This is a genomic window from Dehalococcoides sp. THU4 (assembly GCF_043231265.1).
Taxonomy (GTDB): domain Bacteria; phylum Chloroflexota; class Dehalococcoidia; order Dehalococcoidales; family Dehalococcoidaceae; genus Dehalococcoides; species Dehalococcoides mccartyi.
On the sequence record NZ_CP171266.1, the window covers coordinates 884,020 to 903,204 of the forward strand.

Annotated in this window: 28 protein-coding genes; 18 read left to right on the top strand and 10 right to left on the bottom strand. The window is 49.4% G+C overall.

Annotation, left to right across the window (positions count from 1 at the left end):
- The first annotated feature begins 10 nt into the window (after positions 1-10).
- The 18 genes from rplF to rpsI are packed head-to-tail and all read left to right on the top strand — an operon-like array spanning position 11 to position 9,656.
- The gene (gene rplF, locus ACE6F3_RS04700) at positions 11-559 is read left to right on the top strand and encodes a 50S ribosomal protein L6 (protein WP_041341439.1); all 549 of its coding nucleotides are present in this window, start codon (positions 11-13) and stop codon (positions 557-559) included.
- Complete coding sequence (gene rplR, locus ACE6F3_RS04705; protein WP_010936267.1) at positions 559-924, top strand: 50S ribosomal protein L18; 366 nt, start codon at positions 559-561, stop codon at positions 922-924. The genes rplF and rplR overlap by 1 nt, the downstream gene beginning before the upstream one ends.
- Positions 925-940: 16 nt before the next feature.
- Positions 941-1,459, top strand: a complete 519-nt coding sequence (gene rpsE, locus ACE6F3_RS04710; RefSeq protein WP_010936268.1) for a 30S ribosomal protein S5 — start codon at positions 941-943, stop codon at positions 1,457-1,459.
- Positions 1,452-1,634, top strand: coding sequence for a 50S ribosomal protein L30 (gene rpmD / locus ACE6F3_RS04715; protein WP_010936269.1), 183 nt, complete (start codon positions 1,452-1,454; stop codon positions 1,632-1,634). The genes rpsE and rpmD overlap by 8 nt, the downstream gene beginning before the upstream one ends.
- Positions 1,635-2,096, top strand: a complete 462-nt coding sequence (gene rplO, locus ACE6F3_RS04720) for a 50S ribosomal protein L15 (protein WP_010936270.1) — start codon at positions 1,635-1,637, stop codon at positions 2,094-2,096.
- Between the two features lie 19 nt (positions 2,097-2,115).
- Complete coding sequence (secY, locus tag ACE6F3_RS04725; RefSeq protein WP_324665708.1) at positions 2,116-3,393, top strand: preprotein translocase subunit SecY; 1,278 nt, start codon at positions 2,116-2,118, stop codon at positions 3,391-3,393.
- A 9-nt stretch (positions 3,394-3,402) separates the two neighbouring features.
- On the top strand, positions 3,403-4,053 hold the full coding sequence (locus ACE6F3_RS04730; protein WP_324665388.1) for an adenylate kinase: 651 nt from the start codon (positions 3,403-3,405) through the stop codon (positions 4,051-4,053).
- A gap of 7 nt (positions 4,054-4,060) precedes the next feature.
- Positions 4,061-4,816 (top strand): type I methionyl aminopeptidase, encoded by a 756-nt coding sequence (gene map / locus ACE6F3_RS04735; RefSeq protein WP_324665386.1) that lies wholly within the window; start codon positions 4,061-4,063, stop codon positions 4,814-4,816.
- A gap of 9 nt (positions 4,817-4,825) precedes the next feature.
- The gene (gene infA, locus ACE6F3_RS04740) at positions 4,826-5,047 is read left to right on the top strand and encodes a translation initiation factor IF-1 (RefSeq protein WP_010936274.1); all 222 of its coding nucleotides are present in this window, start codon (positions 4,826-4,828) and stop codon (positions 5,045-5,047) included.
- Positions 5,048-5,075: 28 nt separating this feature from the next.
- Positions 5,076-5,189: a 50S ribosomal protein L36 gene (gene rpmJ / locus ACE6F3_RS04745; RefSeq protein ID WP_010936275.1), complete on the top strand. Its 114-nt coding sequence runs from the start codon at positions 5,076-5,078 to the stop codon at positions 5,187-5,189.
- A gap of 9 nt (positions 5,190-5,198) precedes the next feature.
- Positions 5,199-5,588 (top strand): 30S ribosomal protein S13, encoded by a 390-nt coding sequence (gene rpsM / locus ACE6F3_RS04750; protein ID WP_041341444.1) that lies wholly within the window; start codon positions 5,199-5,201, stop codon positions 5,586-5,588.
- A 25-nt stretch (positions 5,589-5,613) separates the two neighbouring features.
- A complete protein-coding gene (rpsK, locus tag ACE6F3_RS04755; protein ID WP_010936277.1) occupies positions 5,614-6,006 on the top strand; it encodes a 30S ribosomal protein S11 in 393 nt (130 codons plus the stop codon).
- Positions 6,007-6,015: 9 nt separating this feature from the next.
- A complete protein-coding gene (rpsD, locus tag ACE6F3_RS04760) occupies positions 6,016-6,639 on the top strand; it encodes a 30S ribosomal protein S4 (RefSeq protein ID WP_010936278.1) in 624 nt (207 codons plus the stop codon).
- A 20-nt stretch (positions 6,640-6,659) separates the two neighbouring features.
- On the top strand, positions 6,660-7,652 hold the full coding sequence (locus tag ACE6F3_RS04765) for a DNA-directed RNA polymerase subunit alpha (RefSeq protein ID WP_010936279.1): 993 nt from the start codon (positions 6,660-6,662) through the stop codon (positions 7,650-7,652).
- Between the two features lie 30 nt (positions 7,653-7,682).
- The gene (rplQ, locus tag ACE6F3_RS04770; protein WP_010936280.1) at positions 7,683-8,036 is read left to right on the top strand and encodes a 50S ribosomal protein L17; all 354 of its coding nucleotides are present in this window, start codon (positions 7,683-7,685) and stop codon (positions 8,034-8,036) included.
- Positions 8,037-8,065: 29 nt separating this feature from the next.
- The gene (gene truA, locus ACE6F3_RS04775; RefSeq protein ID WP_324665379.1) at positions 8,066-8,812 is read left to right on the top strand and encodes a tRNA pseudouridine(38-40) synthase TruA; all 747 of its coding nucleotides are present in this window, start codon (positions 8,066-8,068) and stop codon (positions 8,810-8,812) included.
- Between the two features lies 1 nt (position 8,813).
- Complete coding sequence (gene rplM / locus ACE6F3_RS04780; RefSeq protein ID WP_010936282.1) at positions 8,814-9,245, top strand: 50S ribosomal protein L13; 432 nt, start codon at positions 8,814-8,816, stop codon at positions 9,243-9,245.
- Between the two features lie 12 nt (positions 9,246-9,257).
- Positions 9,258-9,656, top strand: coding sequence for a 30S ribosomal protein S9 (rpsI, locus tag ACE6F3_RS04785; RefSeq protein ID WP_010936283.1), 399 nt, complete (start codon positions 9,258-9,260; stop codon positions 9,654-9,656).
- A 77-nt stretch (positions 9,657-9,733) separates the two neighbouring features.
- On the opposite strand, the gene ACE6F3_RS04790 is transcribed toward rpsI, so the two are convergent.
- The 10 genes from ACE6F3_RS04790 to mtnP form a co-directional block, all read right to left on the bottom strand.
- Positions 9,734-9,928, bottom strand: coding sequence for a hypothetical protein (locus ACE6F3_RS04790; RefSeq protein ID WP_010936284.1), 195 nt, complete (start codon positions 9,926-9,928; stop codon positions 9,734-9,736).
- A gap of 307 nt (positions 9,929-10,235) precedes the next feature.
- Positions 10,236-11,303: a bifunctional phosphoglucose/phosphomannose isomerase gene (locus tag ACE6F3_RS04795; RefSeq protein WP_324665374.1), complete on the bottom strand. Its 1,068-nt coding sequence runs from the start codon at positions 11,301-11,303 to the stop codon at positions 10,236-10,238.
- A 24-nt stretch (positions 11,304-11,327) separates the two neighbouring features.
- Positions 11,328-12,743: a phosphoglucomutase/phosphomannomutase family protein gene (locus tag ACE6F3_RS04800; RefSeq protein ID WP_324665706.1), complete on the bottom strand. Its 1,416-nt coding sequence runs from the start codon at positions 12,741-12,743 to the stop codon at positions 11,328-11,330.
- Positions 12,739-12,942, bottom strand: a complete 204-nt coding sequence (locus tag ACE6F3_RS04805) for a hypothetical protein (RefSeq protein WP_278812778.1) — start codon at positions 12,940-12,942, stop codon at positions 12,739-12,741. Before ACE6F3_RS04805 ends, ACE6F3_RS04800 begins: the two co-directional genes overlap by 5 nt.
- A 32-nt stretch (positions 12,943-12,974) precedes the next feature.
- Positions 12,975-14,195 carry a methionine adenosyltransferase gene (gene metK / locus ACE6F3_RS04810; protein WP_010936289.1) on the bottom strand — a complete coding sequence of 407 codons (1,221 nt, stop codon included), beginning with the start codon at positions 14,193-14,195 and terminating at the stop codon, positions 12,975-12,977.
- Positions 14,196-14,204: 9 nt separating this feature from the next.
- The gene (ahcY, locus tag ACE6F3_RS04815; protein WP_324665371.1) at positions 14,205-15,461 is read right to left on the bottom strand and encodes an adenosylhomocysteinase; all 1,257 of its coding nucleotides are present in this window, start codon (positions 15,459-15,461) and stop codon (positions 14,205-14,207) included.
- Between the two features lie 7 nt (positions 15,462-15,468).
- Positions 15,469-17,031 (bottom strand): AAA family ATPase, encoded by a 1,563-nt coding sequence (locus ACE6F3_RS04820; protein ID WP_324665369.1) that lies wholly within the window; start codon positions 17,029-17,031, stop codon positions 15,469-15,471.
- Positions 17,031-17,231, bottom strand: coding sequence for a DUF6485 family protein (locus ACE6F3_RS04825; RefSeq protein ID WP_324665368.1), 201 nt, complete (start codon positions 17,229-17,231; stop codon positions 17,031-17,033). The genes ACE6F3_RS04820 and ACE6F3_RS04825 overlap by 1 nt, the downstream gene beginning before the upstream one ends.
- Positions 17,228-18,256: a methionine synthase gene (locus ACE6F3_RS04830; RefSeq protein WP_324665366.1), complete on the bottom strand. Its 1,029-nt coding sequence runs from the start codon at positions 18,254-18,256 to the stop codon at positions 17,228-17,230. The genes ACE6F3_RS04825 and ACE6F3_RS04830 overlap by 4 nt, the downstream gene beginning before the upstream one ends.
- Positions 18,249-19,133 carry an S-methyl-5'-thioadenosine phosphorylase gene (mtnP, locus tag ACE6F3_RS04835; protein ID WP_324665364.1) on the bottom strand — a complete coding sequence of 295 codons (885 nt, stop codon included), beginning with the start codon at positions 19,131-19,133 and terminating at the stop codon, positions 18,249-18,251. Before mtnP ends, ACE6F3_RS04830 begins: the two co-directional genes overlap by 8 nt.
- Positions 19,134-19,185 lie beyond the last annotated feature (52 nt).

The window sequence follows — 19,185 nt, forward strand, 5'->3', positions numbered from 1 at the left end:
AGGTTTTGATATGTCTAGAATAGGTAAAATGCCGATAAAGGTTCCACCCGGCGTAACGGTGGATATAAAAGGGAATGATGTAACTGTTAAAGGGCCTAAAGGCACTCTTAACAGGACCTTCAGGCCGGAAGTAACCATTACCCGTGACGGGGATTATCTGGTTGTCGCTCCGGTAGGTACAGACAAGGCCGCCAGGTCTTTCTTCGGCCTTAGCCGTACCCTTTTGGATAATATGATTGTGGGTGTCAAAGACGGCTTTGACAAGAACCTTGAAATAGTGGGCGTGGGTATGCGTGCTGACAAAGATGGCAACAATATCATCTTTAAAGTAGGTTATTCGCACACTGTTACGGTAGCCCCTCCGGCGGGCATCACTTTGAGTGTAGACGGTACCACCAAAGTCAAGGTATCCGGTATAAATAAAGAAGAAGTGGGCCAGATGGCTGCTGAAATCAGGTCTATCAGAAAGCCTGACCATTATATGGGCAAGGGTATCAGATATGCCGGTGAATATGTACGCATCAAGCCCGGCAAGGCTATCGGAAAGGGTGCTAAGTAATGGCTAAAGTAAATGCCAGAGAAGCGCGAATTGTACGGCACGAACGGTTACGCAAAAAGGTAAGCGGCACTGAAGCCCGCCCCAGACTGTGCGTTTTCCGGAGTATCGAAAACATTTATACTCAGGTAATTAATGATAACTGTGGTTCAACCCTTGTTCAGGCCTCCACCAAGGATGCCGAGCTGAAGGCTGAGCTGGACGGTAAAACTAAAACCGAACAGGCAGTTGTTATAGGCAACTTGATTGCGAAACGGTCTCTTGAAGCCGGCATTTCAGAAGTAGTTTTTGACCGCGGCGGTTACAAATATCATGGCCGGGTTAAGGCTTTGGCTGAGGCTGCCCGCTCCGGCGGCCTGAAATTCTAAGGAGGATGGAAAAGACGTGTTAGCTAAGGTAGAAAGAATCGATCCTTCTGAGCTTGAACTGAATGACAAGCTTATATTTATTAACCGCGTGACCAAGGTGGTTAAAGGCGGTAAGCGCATGGGTTTTGCGGCTCTGGTGGTAACCGGAGACGGTAAAAATCATGTAGGTATCGGCGTAGGCAAGGCCAAGGAAGTTCCTTCGGCTATATCCAAAGCCAGTGCCAATGCCAAGCGCAATCTTTCCCGTATACTTCTAAACGGGACTACCGTCCCCCACGAAATAGTTTTTAAATACGGCGCCGCTCAGGTTTTGCTGAAGCCGGCTGCTCCCGGTACCGGTATCATTGCCGGCGGCAGTGTCAGGGCAGTATTGGAATCCACCGGCATTAAAGATATTCTGACCAAGTCTATGGGTTGCAGTAACAAGGCTAATGTTGCCAAGGCTACTCTGGGCGGGCTGACTGCCATGCGGGATCCCAAAACTACGGTTACCAAACGGCGCTCTTCTTTGAAAGAGGAGGCTGCTGGTGGCTAAGATTAAGATTACCTGGGTAAAAAGTGCTATCGGTTATAAATTTGATCAGGCGGCCACTATCAAGGCGCTTGGTTTTAAAAAATTAAATCAGAGTGTTATACAGGATGATTCTGCTGCTATACGCGGCATGATACTCAAGGTAAGGCATCTTGTTGTTCTGGAAGAGGTGACCTAAGTGAGATTGAATGAACTTTCTCCAGCCCCTGGTTCTAAAAAAGACCGCAAGCGGGTAGGCCGCGGTGACGCCGGAAGGGGTAACTATTCGGGACGCGGAATGAAAGGGCAAAAAGCCCGTTCAGGCGGAGCGACCCGCCCCGGTTTTGAAGGCGGCCAGTTGCCCATATATCTGCGTCTTCCCCGGAAACGCGGTTTCTTTAATCCTTTCCGGATTGAATACACTGTAGTAAATATTGAACAACTGAACATATTTGAAGCTGGCACCGAGGTCACTCCTGAGACCATGCTGGCGGCAGGCTTAATAAGGAATTTTGTAAAGCCGGTAAAAATACTTGCAGCCGGGCATATTGACCGGGCTCTGGAAGTAAGCGCCCATAAATTTTCGCAGGCAGCCAAAGCTCAGATTGAAGCTGCTGGCGGTAAGGTACAGGAAATAGATTATGCGGCAGAAATCGAGTAGACCACGCCTCTTGCAGGCGATGATTGACGCTTTCAGCTTGCCTGATTTAAGGCGTCGGTTACTTATTACTTTGGGAATATTGGTTGCGGCACGTTTTATTGCTCATGTGCCGCTTCCTGGCGTTGATTCAGCTGCCCTGCAGGATTTGTTCGACCAGAACGGAGCTTTGGGTATGCTGGATTTGTTTTCCGGCGGTGCTATGCGGTACTTCAGCGTGGCGGCTCTGGGTGTTTATCCCTACATTACCGCATCCATCATCATGACTTTGCTTACGCCCGTTATCCCCAAACTTACCGCCCTTTCAAAAGAGGGAGATGCCGGACGCAATAAAATCAATACTATTACTCACTGGCTGGCAGTGCCGACAGCGGCTTTAGCCGGTTACAGCCAGTTGCTTCTTCTGCAAAGAGAAGGGGCGGTAGCTCAGACTGAACCTTTGGCGGCAGTTGCCATAGTTTTGTCCATTGTGGCCGGCACCATGTTTATGGTCTGGCTGGGTGAACAGATTACCAATTATGGTATCGGCAACGGTATTTCGCTGATTATATTCGCCGGTATCGTAGCCGGTCTGCCGGATACGATTGGGCGCGGCCTGATGGCCTCTGACCAGTTTGCCGGTTTGGCTGTATATGCTATTATGGCTCTTTTGACCACAGTTCTGATAGTTATCTTTACTGAGGCACACCGCAGGATACCTGTTCAGTATGCCCAGACTGTTATCCGCAGCGGCAAGATGTACCGCCGCGGCGGTGAGAGCCATATACCCCTGCGGGTTAACTCTGCCGGTATGATACCCCTTATCTTTGCGTCTGCTCTGGTGATGCTGCCCGGTCTGGTGGCCAGTTATTTTATGGCAGGCTCAACTGAAGACCCTAACTTCTGGAATACTATTTATAATATCTTCAGTTCCAGCGCCTCCATGCCTGGAGGGCTGGTATACTGGGGTCTTTACTTCTTTATGACTATAATCTTTGCCTTCTTCTATACTATGGTGACCTTTGAACAGCAGGATATACCCGGCACTCTTCAAAGGCAGGGCGGTTTTGTACCCGGCATTCGTCCCGGCAAGATGACTGACCAGTACTTAAGCGGTGTTATCGGCCGGATTACCTGGGCTGGTGCGTTATTCCTGGGGTTTGTAGCTATTATGCCTTTCATTGCCCGTGAGGTTACCGGCATACAGGTTATTCAGCTATCCAGCTTCGGTATGCTGATTGTGGTCGGTGTAGCTCTGGATACTATGAAACAGCTCGAGGCGCAGCTTGTAATGCGGCGTTACGAGGGCTTTATTAAGTAGGCAAGAATAGTGTATAATGTTATTTTCCTTGGCGCCCCGGGTTCGGGTAAAGGCACACAAGGTGAAGTAGTCGCTAAAGAGCTTAGGCTGGCGCATATGGCTACCGGTGATTTATTCCGCAAGGCTATAGAGTGCGGTGACGAGCTGGGTGATACGGTTAAGTCCTATATGGAACGGGGCGAGCTGGTGCCGGATGAGATTACCATTAGTGTAGTCCTTAAGCACCTTGCTGGCTTGAAAGATGTTAGCGGGATTATTCTGGACGGATTCCCCCGGAGCCTACGTCAGGCCGAGGCGCTGGATGAGGCGCTGGTAAAGCAGGGAGAGGGAATCGGCAGAGTAATATATATAAATGTGCCGGAAGATGAGCTGGTCCGGCGCTTAAGCGGGCGCTGGGTTTGCCGGAGCTGTCAGTCACCTTATCAGTGTGGCTGTGCTGAGGTAGCCGAGGGGAAGTGCAGCCGCTGTCAGGGTGAGCTGTATCAGCGCCCTGATGACACACCCGAAACCGTAAAGGAAAGGCTCAAGGTGTACTTTAGCAAAACGGCACCGCTTATTGAGTACTATCGCTCAAAGGGAAAGCTGAGTGAGATTGATGGTATGGCTGAGATAACAGAGGTGACCAAGCGGATTGTATCAGCTATAAAGTGCGGTAAATAACCGGTTTATGACCATAATACTGAAAACCGAAAAAGAGATTGCTATAATGCGGCGGGCCGGTCATATACTGGCAGCTGCTTTAGAAGAAGTTAAGAAGAATGTCAGACCGGGGATAACTACCCGGGAGCTGGACGAGATAGCCGAGAGGGAACTGCGGCGCAGGGGGACAACTCCTTCGTTCAAAGGTTACCAGGGCTTCCCGGCCAGTCTTTGTGCGTCTGTAAACGAAGAGATTGTTCACGGCATACCCGGTGGCCGGGTATTAAAAGAAGGCGACATAATATCGCTGGATATAGGCAATATATTAGAAGGATTCCAGGCGGATATGGCTGTGACAGTGGGGGTGGGTGAAATATCTCCTGCGGCCACGCGGCTTTTATCTGCTACTCAGGCCTCACTGGTGGCCGGGATTGCTCAAGCCAGGGCAGGCGGGCATCTGGGTGACATAGGTGCGGTAGTTGAGGAATATGCCCAAAGCAGAGGGTATGGGGTAGTCAGGGATTATACCGGACACGGTATAGGCCGGGATATGCACGAAGACCCCCAGATACCGAACTTTGGCCGCCGGGGTAAAGGCCCGGAATTAAAAAAGGGTATGACACTGGCTATAGAGCCAATGTTAAATCTGGGCACTGAAAAGACAAGAGTAGCCCCTGACTGCTGGACAGTGTATACTGCGGATGGCAGTTTGTCGGCTCATTTTGAACATACAGTTGCCATTACCGATGGTGAGCCGGAAATACTCACCGTGATAGAAGGATAGCGGGGATTTATGCCTAAAAAAGATGCAATAGAAGTTGAAGCGACAGTGCTGGAGGCTTTGCCCAGCGCCGCTTTTCGTGTTCAGCTTTCAAACGGGCATGAAGTCTTGGCGCATATTTCGGGCAAGATGCGGGTACATTACATAAGGATTTTGCCCGGAGACAGAGTACTGGTGGAGTTATCTCCCTATGACTTGACCCGCGGCCGGGTTACATACCGATTCAAGTCATAGGTTTGGGAAGGATACAGGAGAACAGTAAATGAAGGTTAGAGCTTCGGTAAAGACAATGTGCGAAAAGTGCAAAATAGTGAAACGTAACGGGGTGGTTAGAAATATTTGCACCAACCCCAAACATAAACAGAGGCAGGGTTAAGGAGGCATTATGGTTCGCATAGCGGGTACAGATATACCCGATAACAAGCAGGTTTATTTCTCTTTGCAGTATATATTCGGCATAGGCCCTGCTCGCAGTGAGAAAGTACTTGCTCAGGCGGGTGTGGATAAAGCGATTCGGGTCAATAAACTGACCGATGAGGAAATCAACCGCCTTAGGGAAATTATTGATAAAGAGTATCGGGTAGAAGGGGATCTTCGCAAAGAAATCGCCCTCAATATCAAGAGGCTTATTGATATTGGCTGTTACCGTGGTAATCGCCATAAGCACAATTTGCCGGTACGTGGCCAGCGCACTAAAACTAACGCGCGTACTCGTCGTGGCCCGCGCAAGACTGTGGCAGGGCGTGGACAAAAACGCGGTGCAACTAAGAAATAAACGCTAAGTAGCGTAGGAGGATATAATGGCAGTTAAAAAACGTGCCGGTGCCAAGAAAAAAGAGAAGAAAGTTATACCTGTAGGTAAAGCCTTCGTACAGGCTACTTTTAATAATACTATCGTAACTCTGACTGACCTGCAGGGCAATGTAATTGCCTGGGCCAGCTGCGGTACTGCCGGTTTCAAGGGCTCACGCAAAGGTACTCCCTATGCCGCCCAGATGGCTGCTCAGGCTGCCGCCCGCAAGGCTGCTGAAAGCGGCCTCAGACAGGTGGAGGTATTGGTAAAGGGGCCGGGCAGTGGCCGTGAAGCTGCTATCCGCTCTCTTCAGGCGTCAGGTATCAATGTGACCGCAATCAGGGACGTAACTCCCATTCCGCATAATGGTTGCCGTCCTCCCAAGAGAAGGAGGGTATAGAGGTAGAATATGTCTAGAGAAACAGGTGCAGTTTGCAGAATGTGCCGCCGCAGCGGCGATAAGCTATTTTTAAAGGGCGATAAATGTGTCACCAAGTGTGTGTTTGAAAAACGCCCCAAAGCACCCGGCCCGCAGCTGGGCAGACCCCGCCGCTTGTCTGACCGTGGTCAGCAGTTGCGGCATAAGCAGAGTATCCGCTGGAGTTATGGTATGACTGAACGTCAGTTCCGCCGTTTCTTTGGCTTGGCTACTGCTCAGCCCGGTGTTACCGGTGACAACATGATGATTCTTTTGGAACGCCGTCTGGATAACGTTTTATTCCGCTTGGGTTTCGGCACTTCGCGGGCTCAGGCCAGACAGATTGTTATGCACGGACATATACTGGTAAACGGTCAGAAAACCGATATCCCGTCCTATCTGGTTAAAGAAGGTCAGGAAATAACTGTCCGCGAAACCAGCAAAGCTACTGCATATTTCAAGACTTTAGCTGAAAATATTGAGGCCAAGGCAATTCCTGGTTGGTTAAGCTTGGATCGAAAAACCCTTTCCGGCAAGGTTATTAGTCTGCCCGCTGCCGGTGATATAGACGCTAGATTCGATGCTCAGACCGTAGTTGAGTACTACTCCAGGTAACTAGTATAAGGAGGTATTTCGTGTCTGATCTAGCTATACCCACAATTAGTTGCACCGAAAGCGACGGTAAATACGGGCGCTTTGTGGTAGAACCTTTGGAAAAAGGTTTCGGGACTACTATGGGTAATTCACTTCGCCGTATACTTCTTAGCTATCTGGACGGGGTTGCCATTACCCGCGTCAGGATAGACGGCATTCAGCATGAGTTTAGCGCTCTGCCGAAAGCCAAGGAAGATACACTGGATTTTTTGCTGAACCTTAAAAATATAAGGGTGGAAAGCCTGTCCGGGCTTGAGGGTATTTTATACCTGAAGGCTTCAGGCGCAAAGGTAGTTACAGCAGCTGATATTGAACCCTCAAATGATTTTGAGGTAGTAAACCCGGAGCTGTACCTGCTTACCCTTGATTCAGATGATGCAGTTTTGAATGTGGAACTTGAGGTGGAACTTGGCCGGGGCTATCGGGCTCCTGAAAGCACCGAGAATACGCCTATAGGCACTATTCCGGTAGATGCCATTTTCACTCCCATCCGCAAGGTGAACTTTACCACTGAGCCTATGCACGTAGGCCGTGAAACCAGCCTTGAGCGTTTGGTGCTTGAAGTCTGGACTGATGGAACTATCGAACCGGCTACTGCAGTCAGCCGCTCAGCGGATATTCTGGTCAAACAGTTTGCGGCTCTGGTCAGCCATAACAAGGTAGTGGCTGAAGTAGAGGCCAGCGAACCGGTTAAATATGCTATACCCGAAGAAAAATATAATATGCCCATTGAGCAGCTGGATTTGTCCGTCAGGGCTGTCAATTGTTTGCGGCATGCCGGTATAACAACGGTGGGTGAAGTTATAAACAGGGGTACCAAAGAGCTGCTGACTCTGCGGAATTTTGGTCTTAAATCTCTGACCGAGCTTGAAGACAGGCTTAAGACTATCGGTCTGTCGTTGAACCCCGAAGAAGAGTTGTTTGAGGATGCTGAAAACAGCAAGAAGAAAAACAAGGGCATGGACGAAGCCTAAAACTTGTACTTGCACATAAGGTGAGGAAATATGAGACACAACGTATCAGGTAGAAAATTTGATAGACCCACTGGCCAGAGGATGTCACTTTACCGCAATCTGGTAACGGATCTTTTAAATTATGAGGAGATTACTATCTCCGAGCCCCGGGCAAAGGAAATACGGAGCATGGCCGAAAAGATGATTACTCTGGGCAAAAAGGGTACTTTGGCTTCCCGCCGCCGTGCTTTGGCTTTTGTATACATACCCGGTATTGTGGATAAGGTTTTTGAAGACCTGTCAAAACGGTATGCCGAGCGTCCCGGTGGTTATACCCGAATGACCAAGCTGGGTCCCCGTCAGGGTGACGGTGCGGAGATGGTTAAGCTGGAACTTGTCAAGTAACTTTTGGGAGGGGTATTATCTCACCCAGAGTGTTATTGGTAATTGAATACGAGGGTACCCGGTATTCAGGCTTTCAGGTTCAGGATAAAGGGGCCACTATACAGGGAGAGCTGGAAACAGCTATCCGGAAATTAACAAGTGAACAGACCAGAGTGAGCGGTTCCGGAAGAACTGATGCCGGAGTACACGCGGCTTACCAGGTAGTCAGCTACCTCTCGGAATCTTCACTGGGGTTGGAAAAGATAAAGGGCGGGTTAAATTTTTACCTGCCGCCGGACATAGCCGTAAAAGAAGTCCACTTCGTAGCTGAAAGCTTTGATGTGAGACGCCGGGCTATCAGCCGGGAGTACTCTTACCAAATATTAAATAGTAAAACTCGCTCGCCGCTTGCCAGGCTTCAGGCTTGGCAGGTGCCTTACAAGCTGGATATAAAGCTAATGGAACAGGCTTTTAAGATGCTTGAAGGGGAGCATGACTTTATCGCTTTTGCCTCCAGTCTGGGGCCGGAGATAAAGAAAACTGTCCGCCGGGTTAACTGGACCCGGTTAGATGTTAGGGAGGATAGGCTGATATTCAATATAGAGGCCAATTCCTTTCTTACCCACCAGGTACGGAATACTATCGGGACACTGGTGGAGTTAGGACGCGGGACTATGAGCAGGAGTGAGTTTGAGGCATTATTTGAGGCTAAAACCCCCGGACTGGCGGGGCCGGCAGCGCCGGCTTGTGGACTGAGCCTCGTTCGGGTAAACTATAGAGAACCTTTTGGGAGTTAAGATGAATACGTACACAGTTAAAGCTAGTGACATAAAACGGGATTGGCACGTGATAGACGCTTCCGGCCGTGTGCTGGGTGAGGTGGCTGCCGAAGCCGCTAAATACCTTATGGGCAAGCACAAACCCATGTTCTGCCGCAATCTGGACTGCGGTGATTATGTGGTTATTATAAATGCAAAGAAAGTTACAGTTACCGGCAACAAGCTGGACCAGAAGATTTACTATCGCCATTCCGGTTTTCCCGGCGGTTTCCGTCAGGAAAAACTGGGTGACCTTCTGAAAACCAAGCCTTTATTTGTAATTGAACATGCTGTAAAGGGCATGATTCCCCGCAATACTTTGGGTGCCCAGATTTTGGCTAAATTAAAGGTCTACGAAGGTGAGGAACATCCTCATGCCTCTCAGACCGGCGAAGTAAGCAAGGAGTCTTAACGGGAGATAATAATGGTAGAGAAGAATACATATTTTATCGGTGTTGGTCGGCGTAAGACCGCAGTTGCCACTGTCAAACTTACCAGCGGCAACGGCGTTATCGTAATTGATGGCAAGCCCATTGAGGAACGCTTTACCCGTGTGCAGGAACGCAACGTTATTTTGAATCCCATGATGGTCACTGATACTATGGGCAAGTATAACGCTGTTATAAAAGTTCTGGGCGGTGGTGTTGCCGGTCAAAGTGGGGCTATTGCTCACGGCATTGCCCGTGCCCTTGAAAAGTCTGACGATAAGTTGCGCGCTACTCTTAAGAGCAACGGTCTTCTTACCCGTGATGACCGGACTAAAGAACGCAAGAAGCCCGGTTTGAAACGTGCCCGCAAAGCTCCCCAGTACACTAAACGTTAAGACATTATCTTATATACAAAAGCCAAAGGCCGGAACTTCAAGGTTCCGGCCTTTTTATTGTTTAAAAAAGTATAGTTTTAGTGTCCGCGTTCGTCCCTGAAATAACGCACTGCCCCGATAATTATTGTCAACAGGCCAATAGCCATAGACAGAATACCCAAAACAGTCTGGGAAAATGCCAGACTATCAATGCTGGCCGGTTGCAGATAAGTAAAGATACCTATACCTATCATCACTACACCCAAACCAAGGTAAAAAAGGCTGGTTTTCATGAATTACTCCGTGAAATTAGTCTAGATATTATAACACACCGCCGCTTTGATTTGGGTTTTAGAGGTCAGGGCAGTATTTGAATCCGCCTGGTGTTCACGCCATTTCAGCCAAGTACTTCGGGCTCAGTGCCTTATTTCCGGGCAGTTAACCGGGCTTAGTAAAAACCTTTAAGCACATCACACGCCTGACCGGGCGGTAATATAAGGGGAATGGTGCTGTGGCGGCAGCAAAACATCTGCATAGCCGCCCTGTGCCTTTAGAGGGGTGGTCTGGCACTTGGCTCGCGCTTTCAAATGCCGGAGAAAACTAGCTTTCGGCCAACTCCTGTTTAAAGTAGTCTACCGCATCTATCGGGTAGGGGTCTACTCCATTCAGAAAAGCCAGATACAGGCTTACAAAGTCTCCCTGGAGGATTAAGCTGAGTGCCTGGCATAAGGGGCTGAAGCCGTAACCGTCAATGCTGAAAACAGGTATTTTAGCTTGGTGGAGAATATCGGTGGTAATTTTCATGCGCTGGTGGATACGTTTAGATAGAAAGGTGGTTTTAAACATCACCGCTGCCCAGTAGCGGCCGGAATTTTGGGGCAGCTGGTATCCGACTACCGAGTTGTGGTTCATTTCAGGTATTTCTTCGGCAAAAGCAAAACACTTGGCATTCTCATTCAGCTGGGTTTTAAAACGGCGGGCAGCCGGGAAAGTTACTCCTGAGCCGAATGCCATGACCGCCCGGCCTTCCAGTTTATCAGCCAGCTGTTTTGCGGGGTTGTTGCTGGTCTGGTATTTTTCTGACAGCCTCTCTGCAATTTGAGAAAGGACTATCAGGCTTTCGCTTACTTCGGCAGCTTTGTTGGGTATAAAGCCCAGTTTATGCAGGATGCTTAAAACAGGCAGTACCCCGTAGGCAATAGCGGTGCTTGGGCGGTAGGTATAGTCATAAACCAGTCCTGGTATATTATGTCCGGCCGCCATTTCTTTCAGTTCGCCGCCGGTGGTTAAGACCAGCAGCTTGGCCTGGCGGCTGGCTGCCTGATTAAAACAGGATACTACTTCTTCGGTTGAGCCGGAACTGCTGGAAGCAATAACCAGTGTATCAGCCGATACATATGCCGGCAGCAGATAATCCTGATGGAGGTAGATAGGTATTTTACATTCATCCCGCACTATCCGCTCAGCCAGTTGGGCAGCCACTCCCGAAGTGCCCATACCCAGTATTACCACCTGTTTGACAGCCCGGTAATCTTCAGGCAGGTTTAGGGCTTCGGCAGTCTCCCAGGCCTGTTTGCAGAGTGATGGCATACGCCGAAGTTCATCCAGCATATGGTTAGGGTCAAGTTTTGTATAAATATTTAAGTCATCAAGGTTTCTAATATCCATCAGGTATATCCCCAAGACAATATTTTAAATACCGGAAAGTTGGCGGCCGTCTTCCAGCAAAGCGGCGGTTTTAGCCTGGCTGGGGCTTTCGGCATATATCCGTAAGAGCGGTTCAGTGCCCGAAAAGCGGATAAGCAGCCAGCTGCCGTCTTCCAGTTTATAGCGGAAGCCATCCAGTTTGTCTGTAGAAACTACTTTGGTTTCACCCAGACTAGCCGGTTTTTGGTCCGCCAGGTGTTTTATTATTTCTTCCCGGCGGGCTTCGGCAAAGGTATAGTCAATCCGGTTGTAATAGTGAGGCCCAACCTTGGAATACAAATATTCCAGCATCTCGGCGGGTGATTTGCCGGTGGTAATCATAAAATCCAGAAAATACGCCCCCGCCAGTATGGCATCACGCTCAGGTACATGCCCGGTGAAAGCGTAACCTCCGCTTTCCTCACCGCCGATAAGGGCATTTTGCTCAAGCATAACTGGGGATACATACTTGAAGCCGACTTTGGTTTCAAATACCGGCACATTATAAAGCTCACCCAGTTTATCTATCATACTGGAGTTGGTAATCGTTTTTACCAGCGGCCCGCGCAGCCCTTTTACTTCCAGCATATAAAGTGCCAGCAGGGAAAAGACCTGCAGCTGGTTAAGAAAGTTGCCCATTTCATCTACCACACCCAGACGGTCAGAATCCCCGTCGGTAGCCAGCCCTATATCTGAACGGATATCCTTGACCAGCCTCATCAGCTTAGCCAGATTAGGGGTGATAGGTTCAGGCTGAAGCATACCGGGGAAATTGGGGTTGGGTTCGGCATTTATCTCATTTAAGCGGTTGCAGCCGCCGTCAAGCAGTTGCTTGAAGTAGCCTATACCGGCACCATGCATAGAGTCTATAGCTATGTTGAAGCCGGCATCCCTCAGTTTTTCAATATCTACCAGCCCGCCTATTTTTTCAAAGTAAGCCGGAGCAAGGTCTACATGTTCAATAAGACCGCGGGAAACTGCCGTATCAAAATCCAGATTAAGCACAGACGGCTTATCACCCAGTTTGGCTATCTCTGCTTCAATACCGGTTATCATCTGGGTGGGGGCACTGGCTCCATCGGCGGATTTAACCTTGAAACCGTTCCATCTGGCGGGGTTGTGGCTGGCGGTAATTATTACAGCCCCGGCCGCTTTCAGGTTTACCACCCCATGGCTGATTACCGGCGTAGGGGTGGGGCATGAACAAAAATAAACCTTTATGCCGTTTGCTGCCATGACTTCGGCAGCCGAACGGGCAAAATCCGCTGAGGCAAAGCGGGTGTCATACCCTATTACCAGTGAAAGGTTGCGGGGGCTGGTATTTTTCAGGTATGCGGCAGTAGCTTGGGCACAGACAGAGACATTATCAAAGGTAAAATCTTTGGCAATAATGCCCCGCCAACCATCAGTGCCGAACTTAATTTGGCTTGTTATTTTGGCTGTCTCCTTTGAATATTTTGCTCAATATAAAGATAACAGAGCCCAGAATAAGTACTACCGGCAGGAATAGTACCATGATGACGAACGTAAGTCCGGCCAGCCCCATTACGGTAGCCAGCACAATTACGGCCAGTTCAACTATAATCGCCCCAAAGAAGGCCAGCAACACAGTCCTTATCATAAGCACACCTTCCTGTCGGTAGTAAATATTTTTTACTTGGATACGCTTAGGGATTCCATCGTAGCCTTTATGGCATCTACCTTATCCAGCCGTTCCCACGGCAGGTCCAGTTCCGGGCGTCCCAGATGGCCATAAGCAGCAGTCTGGCGGTAAATAGGGCGGCGAAGCCCCAAATTACGGATAATAGCTTCCGGCCGCAAATCAAAATGTTTCTGGATAATAGACAGAATATCTTCATGGCTCATGCGGGCGGTGTTGAAAGTCTCAATGGAAACTGACAACGGGTGGGCAACCCCGATAACATAAGCTACCTGAATTTCCAGTCTGTCTGCCAGCCCGGCCGCTACCAGATTTTTGGCAATATATCTGGCCATGTAGCAGGCAGAGCGGTCTACTTTAGTGGGGTCTTTGCCGGAGAAAGCGCCGCCGCCGTGGCGGGCAAAACCGCCATAGGTGTCTACCAGAATTTTGCGTCCGGTAAAACCGGTGTCAGAAACCGGACCGCCTACTACAAAGCGGCCGGTAGCGTTTACATAATATTCGGTATTTTCGTCCAGCAGGTTGGTGGGGATAATAGGTTTGATAACCTCACGGATAATATCTGCCTGAATTTTTTCGGTAGTTACATCCGGGTCATGCTGAGCGCCGATAACCACGCTGCTTATCCTTTTGGCCTCTCCGTTGTGGTATTCCACTGTTACCTGGCTTTTGCCGTCAGGACGCAGATAGGCCAGCGTGCCGTTTTTGCGTACTTCAGACAAACGCTTGCTCAGGCGGTGGGCTAAAGAAATGGGCAGGGGCATATATTCCGGGGTTTCGGTGCAGGCATAACCAAACATCATTCCCTGGTCACCGGCGCCGGTCAGGTCAAGTTCATCTACCTGCCCGCTCTTGGCCTCCTGAGATTTGTTAACCCCCAGAGCTATATCAGGAGACTGGCGGTTAATAGAAGTGAGTACGCCGCAGGTGCGGTCATCAAAGCCGTATTCGGGCTTGGTGTAGCCTATATCTTTTATAACCCCCCTGACCAGTTCGGGTATTTCCACGTAGCAGCTGGTGGTTATTTCACCCATGACTACTACCAGACCATTGGTTACGGCGGTTTCACAGGCAACATGGGCATTGGGGTCTTTGGCTATGATAGCGTCCAGAACTGCGTCAGAAATCTGGTCGCAAATCTTATCAGGGTGTCCTTCGGTAACTGATTCCGAGGTAAAAAGATATTTTGAAGAATTCCCAAAAGTCTGAGACATCGTTTCTCCTTAAGTTCCTTCCTGCCAGCTGGACAGGTATTTTATTTGCTCTTCGGTAAGGGTATCTATACTTATGTTCAAGGAGGAAAGCTTGGTGGCCGCCACTGCCCGGTCAATTTCTTCAGGCACAGCGTAAACCTTCTTTTCCAGCTTGGTGTGGTTTTTTACCAGATATTCCAGTGACAGAGCCTGGTTGGCAAAGCTCATATCCATTACGGCGGCCGGGTGTCCTTCGGCAGCCGCCAGATTTATCAGCCGTCCCTCACCCAGCAGGTAAATCCTTCGCCCGTCTTTCATTTTGTATTCCTCAACTGAGGGGCGGATAGTCTCCTTGCCGCAGGCAAGGGTTTCCAGAGCGGGGATATTTATTTCGCTGTTGAAGTGGCCGCTGTTGGCCAGGGTTGCCCCGTCTTTCATAAGCTTGAAATGGTCAGCATCTATAACGTGCTTGTCTCCGGTAACGGTTATGAAGATGTCACCCACTTTGGCAGCTTCGGCCATGGGCATTACGCTGAAGCCGTCCATCACTGCTTCCAGTGCCTTTACCGGGTCAACTTCGGTGACGATTATATGCGCGCCCAAGCCTTTGGCACGCATGGCAACCCCATGTCCGCACCAGCCGTAACCCACCACTACCACGGTCTTGGATGCCCAGAGGAAGTTGGTAGCCCGGGTAATACCGTCCAGTGTGCTCTGGCCAGTGCCGTAGCGGTTATCAAACATATATTTGGTTTTGGCGTCATTTACCGCAATGATAGGGTAGCAGAGTTTGCCGCTTTCAGCCAAAGCCCTAAGGCGGATAACACCGGTGGTGGTTTCCTCTGTACCGCCAAGTATGCCGGACAAAAGTTCGGTTCTCTGGCTGTGCAGGGTAGCTACCAAATCAGCTCCGTCATCTACGGTCAGCTGGGGTTTGGCATCAAGTGCGGCTGCTATATGGCGGTAGTAACTTTCGTTGTCTTCACCGTGTATGGCAAAGGTATTTATACCGTGTTCTACCAGAGCGGCGGCAGTTTCATCCTGGGTGGAAAGGGGGTTGGAGGCACACAGGGTCAGGTCAGCACCGCCTGCCTTTAGCACCAGCCCCAGGTTAGCGGTTTCGGTAGTGATATGCAAACAGGCCGCTATGCGTATGCCCTTAAAGGGTTTTTCTTGCTCAAAACGTTCTTTGATAAGGGACAGGGTCTTCATCTCACGGCCAGCCCAGTCTATGCGTTTTTTGCCCAGTGCGGCCAGAGACATATCCTTGACATCAAAATTTGGCATTACGAATTCATTCTCCTTGATTGGATTTAAAAAACTCCAGTATGTCTGAAAGTTGTTTATCCGTTGGTTTAGAACTATCAATTATAACACGATTTGGTTGAACAGCCAGAGGCTCAAATGACTTAATTTGCTTCAAATACACTTCCCAGCGCCCGTCAGAGACGCTCTGTTTGTCCAGACGCTCCTCAAGCCTTTTTTTAGCTAGCTCAGGTGAAAGTTTGACTTCCAGCACCACAAATCTGGCATTATTCTGGCTGGCGCACTCTTCAGCCTGCTTTCGTTGGTCTTCTTTTAAGAAAGTGGCATCAAGTATAACTGAGTAGCCTTCCTTCAGGGCATCACCGGCCTGGTCAAACATGGCCTGATAGGTTTTCTTAGTCATCTCAGGCGAATATATGCCCTGGTCAGCGTCTTCAAAACAGTGCTGATGGCAATCTATATTTGATAGTCCCTTGCGGACAATATCCGAAGAAATAACTACCGAACCGGATACCTCAGCCAGACTTTGGGCAATAGTACTCTTGCCGCAGCCGCAAAACCCTGTTGTTATAAAGAGGGTGGGATTGGGTTTGGCATAGAAATCTGCCAAGTGGTAATAATTTTTGGATTTTTGGATGTATTTGGCTTTTTCAGCCTCGGAGATATACGGGTCATCCAGCTTAAAGCCTTCCACTTTACCCCGGATATAAGCCCGGTAGCATTTGTAAAAGCGGAGCAGTTTATAAAGGTCGGTATCTTTGCTTTTTTGGATATAGCTGTTTACAAAGCGGCGGGAAAGGTCAGCCCTGCCGTAATGGTCTAAATCCATAGCCAGAAAAGCCACTTCGGAAGCTACATCCCCGTATCTGAAGCGGTCATTGAACTCTATACAGTCATATATGCAGATATTGTCCATAAAGCAGATATGGGCGGCGTGCAAATCTCCGTGGCAGTCCCGTATTTTGCTCCCGTTTACCCGTGCGTTAAAAAGGGCTTGGTTATCAGAGATAAAACTGCGGGTAAAAGAACTGATACGGGCGTATTCTCCGGGGCTTACGGTAAGGCCGACTTTACTGCCGGTCTGTTCAAAATTTTCTTCGGTATTGTATGTAATGGACTCAAGGTTGCCGTATTTCTGGACTTCGGCATCGGTTCTGGCGGTTTGATGGAAAACGGCCAGTTTTTCAGCCAGTTTTTCCAGCATTCCGCTGCTGACACCGCCGGTTGACAGCAGATTTATCAACATGCGGTCTTCAGGTAATCTTCGCATTTTCAGGGTATATTCCACCACCTCCCCACATCCACCCAGCGAATAACCCCCCTCATTTTTAGTAACAGGCAAAACCTCAAGGTAGGCATAGTCACACAAACGGCGGTTTAGTACCAACTCTTTTTCAGACAGGGCTTTGCGTTCTGACAGTTCAGAGTAGTCCAGATATCCCAGATTAACCGCTTTTTTGGTTTTATATGCAAAATGGTCAGTCAGGAAAACAAAAGACATCTGGGTTTGCACCAGCTCCACTTTGCTGGTAGGTTCAGGGTAAAAGTCAGGCCTCAGCATAGCCTGGGCATACAAGGGCAAATCAGACATCAGCTTTCCTTGCTGACCATTCGGGAAAAGCATTTGAAGGAACGGTCATGTGTTTTTTCAATATTATCCGGAAAAGCGCAGGCGGGCAGTTCATCCATGGCCAGATGGTACGAGATACAGCGGCAGCACTTGCCTTTCCTTTCGCAGGGTTCATATGTACAGTTGCAGTTTACTTTATTAAGTTCGGTTGCACAGTTCATACTGTTCCGTGTTTCCTTCTAAGCAGGGCGGAAAGTTCAGCCAGCAGCTGGGGAGCCCGTTCTGCCGCTTCGGGGCTTTTTAAGCCCAGACCGCAGGCCGGGGTGATAAGTGAGTGGCGGGCAAGTTCGGCAAAGGGCAGGCCGTGGCTGTCAAAGTGGGACATGGCCGCTTCCAAACGGTCTTTCAAACTGGCGGCAGTTTCTTCTTTTAATGCTTTTTCATCTGTGGGTACAATCCCCCAGGCAACCGCTCCGCCCCTTTTTATGAAGGCTTTGAGTTCATCAGTATATATAGACAGCGAATTTGCATAGGAATAAGTATCAAAATTTATAATATCCACACTGGTATCCATCAGGATTGACCAGTCCGTATTGCCGCAGCAGTGTACGCCTTTCAGGCCAGATATGCCTGAAAAAACCTCATCAAACATACTGGTAACCTGCTCACGGGAGAGAGGCAGGTAGGCTGACCCGTAGGCACTCATGGCAGGTTCATCCACAAAGATAATGGTATTACGGCAGATATTGCTCAGGAAATGTTCCTGCCAGGTTGCCTTCAGCTTAAGGAGCTTGGTAGCCGCATCTGAAAGGACTTCATCATACAGGATATCTTTGCCCGAAGGGTCTTTGATAGACATGCAGTAGGTCAGTGGGCCGGTTATATGCCCCTTTACCAGCAGGGGGGAAAGATTGCGGGAAGCAAGCTCATAAAGCCCGGCGGCGTACTCCGCCCCTATGGGAAACTTGTTAAAATTATTATCCAGATAGGCCTGATACAGGCTTTCCAGTTCGCTCTCAAAACTGGGGGTTGGTTTAATCCACACCTTGTCCTGGTTTATTTTTACCCCCGGCAGCCCCTGGCTGAACTGGGCGGACATACCTTCAAGGCAGCTTCTGCGGGGCAGCTGCGGCCAAACGGGTATATCCTGAAGGTAATGGGTAATAATATCCACCGCCGCCTTCGGGTCTGTATGGGGCATACTGCCTATCATGGTAGGCAGAAAATGAAAATCAGTTTTAGTCATTTTCACTCGCTGCGGGCATGTATTTATCAATTATCAAAGCTAATTCACGCTTACGGGTATTCGGCACTGCCTCAGGTAAAGTCATGATGGCGTTGGAAAGGGCGGTGCTGCATTCGCAGTTCCGGGCTTCTTCAATGCGCCCCACGGCCAGTTTTATTATATTTTTTGAAAGGTTTATATTGCCGCGCAGGGTGGCAATCACTTTGTCTACCGTTACGGCTTCTTCTTCCTCATGCCAGGCATCGTAGTCGGTGGCACAGGCGATAATAGCGTAACAGATTTCAGCTTCTCTTGCCAGTTTTGCTTCGGGCAGGGCGGTCATGCCGATAACATCTGCCCCCCAGCTTTTGTGAAGGCGGCTTTCGGCCTGGGTGGAAAAGGCAGGCCCTTCCATAACTACATAAGTGCCGCCGTTATGCACATTGGCACCCGCCTCTTTGGCGCATTCATACAGGAGTTTGCGTAAATCCGGGCAGAAGGGCTGGGAGAATGCTATATGGGCTACAATTCCTTTGCCGAAAAATGTATTGGTGCGCTGGCTGGTGCGGTCTATCAGCTGGTCAGGTATTAAAAGATGCCCCGGTTTGACCTCTTTTTTAAAACTGCCTACTGAATTTATGGCGATAATATGCTCCACTCCCAAACTTTTCAGGGCATATATATTGGCGCGGGAGGGGATTTCCGAAGGGAGTATGCGGTGTCCCCGCCCGTGTCTGGGCAGAAAAGCCACCCCCACTCCGCCCAAGTTGCCGGTAACGATAGTGTCTGAGGGTTTGCCGAATGGGGTGTCCGGACTATGTTCGCGGATATCGGTCAGCCCCTCAATATCATACAGGCCTGTCCCCCCGATAACGCCTATTTTAGCGTAGTTTACCATTTAAAGACCTCCTCAGGTTTTATGTGCCGTTGGGCAGTTAGTCTGCCTAGGG

Coding starts and splice junctions, on each gene's coding strand:
- rplF (WP_041341439.1), top strand. CDS start 11: ATGTCTAGAATAGGTAAAATGCCGATAAAGGTTCCACCCGGCGTAACG.
- rplR (WP_010936267.1), top strand. CDS start 559: ATGGCTAAAGTAAATGCCAGAGAAGCGCGAATTGTACGGCACGAACGG.
- secY (WP_324665708.1), top strand. CDS start 2,116: ATGATTGACGCTTTCAGCTTGCCTGATTTAAGGCGTCGGTTACTTATT.
- map (WP_324665386.1), top strand. CDS start 4,061: ATGACCATAATACTGAAAACCGAAAAAGAGATTGCTATAATGCGGCGG.
- infA (WP_010936274.1), top strand. CDS start 4,826: ATGCCTAAAAAAGATGCAATAGAAGTTGAAGCGACAGTGCTGGAGGCT.
- rpmJ (WP_010936275.1), top strand. CDS start 5,076: ATGAAGGTTAGAGCTTCGGTAAAGACAATGTGCGAAAAGTGCAAAATA.
- rpsM (WP_041341444.1), top strand. CDS start 5,199: ATGGTTCGCATAGCGGGTACAGATATACCCGATAACAAGCAGGTTTAT.
- rpsK (WP_010936277.1), top strand. CDS start 5,614: ATGGCAGTTAAAAAACGTGCCGGTGCCAAGAAAAAAGAGAAGAAAGTT.
- rpsD (WP_010936278.1), top strand. CDS start 6,016: ATGTCTAGAGAAACAGGTGCAGTTTGCAGAATGTGCCGCCGCAGCGGC.
- rplQ (WP_010936280.1), top strand. CDS start 7,683: ATGAGACACAACGTATCAGGTAGAAAATTTGATAGACCCACTGGCCAG.
- rplM (WP_010936282.1), top strand. CDS start 8,814: ATGAATACGTACACAGTTAAAGCTAGTGACATAAAACGGGATTGGCAC.
- rpsI (WP_010936283.1), top strand. CDS start 9,258: ATGGTAGAGAAGAATACATATTTTATCGGTGTTGGTCGGCGTAAGACC.
- ACE6F3_RS04790 (WP_010936284.1), bottom strand. CDS start 9,928: ATGAAAACCAGCCTTTTTTACCTTGGTTTGGGTGTAGTGATGATAGGT.
- ACE6F3_RS04795 (WP_324665374.1), bottom strand. CDS start 11,303: ATGGATATTAGAAACCTTGATGACTTAAATATTTATACAAAACTTGAC.
- ACE6F3_RS04805 (WP_278812778.1), bottom strand. CDS start 12,942: ATGATAAGGACTGTGTTGCTGGCCTTCTTTGGGGCGATTATAGTTGAA.
- metK (WP_010936289.1), bottom strand. CDS start 14,195: ATGTCTCAGACTTTTGGGAATTCTTCAAAATATCTTTTTACCTCGGAA.
- ahcY (WP_324665371.1), bottom strand. CDS start 15,461: ATGCCAAATTTTGATGTCAAGGATATGTCTCTGGCCGCACTGGGCAAA.
- ACE6F3_RS04820 (WP_324665369.1), bottom strand. CDS start 17,031: ATGTCTGATTTGCCCTTGTATGCCCAGGCTATGCTGAGGCCTGACTTT.
- ACE6F3_RS04825 (WP_324665368.1), bottom strand. CDS start 17,231: ATGAACTGTGCAACCGAACTTAATAAAGTAAACTGCAACTGTACATAT.
- ACE6F3_RS04830 (WP_324665366.1), bottom strand. CDS start 18,256: ATGACTAAAACTGATTTTCATTTTCTGCCTACCATGATAGGCAGTATG.
- mtnP (WP_324665364.1), bottom strand. CDS start 19,133: ATGGTAAACTACGCTAAAATAGGCGTTATCGGGGGGACAGGCCTGTAT.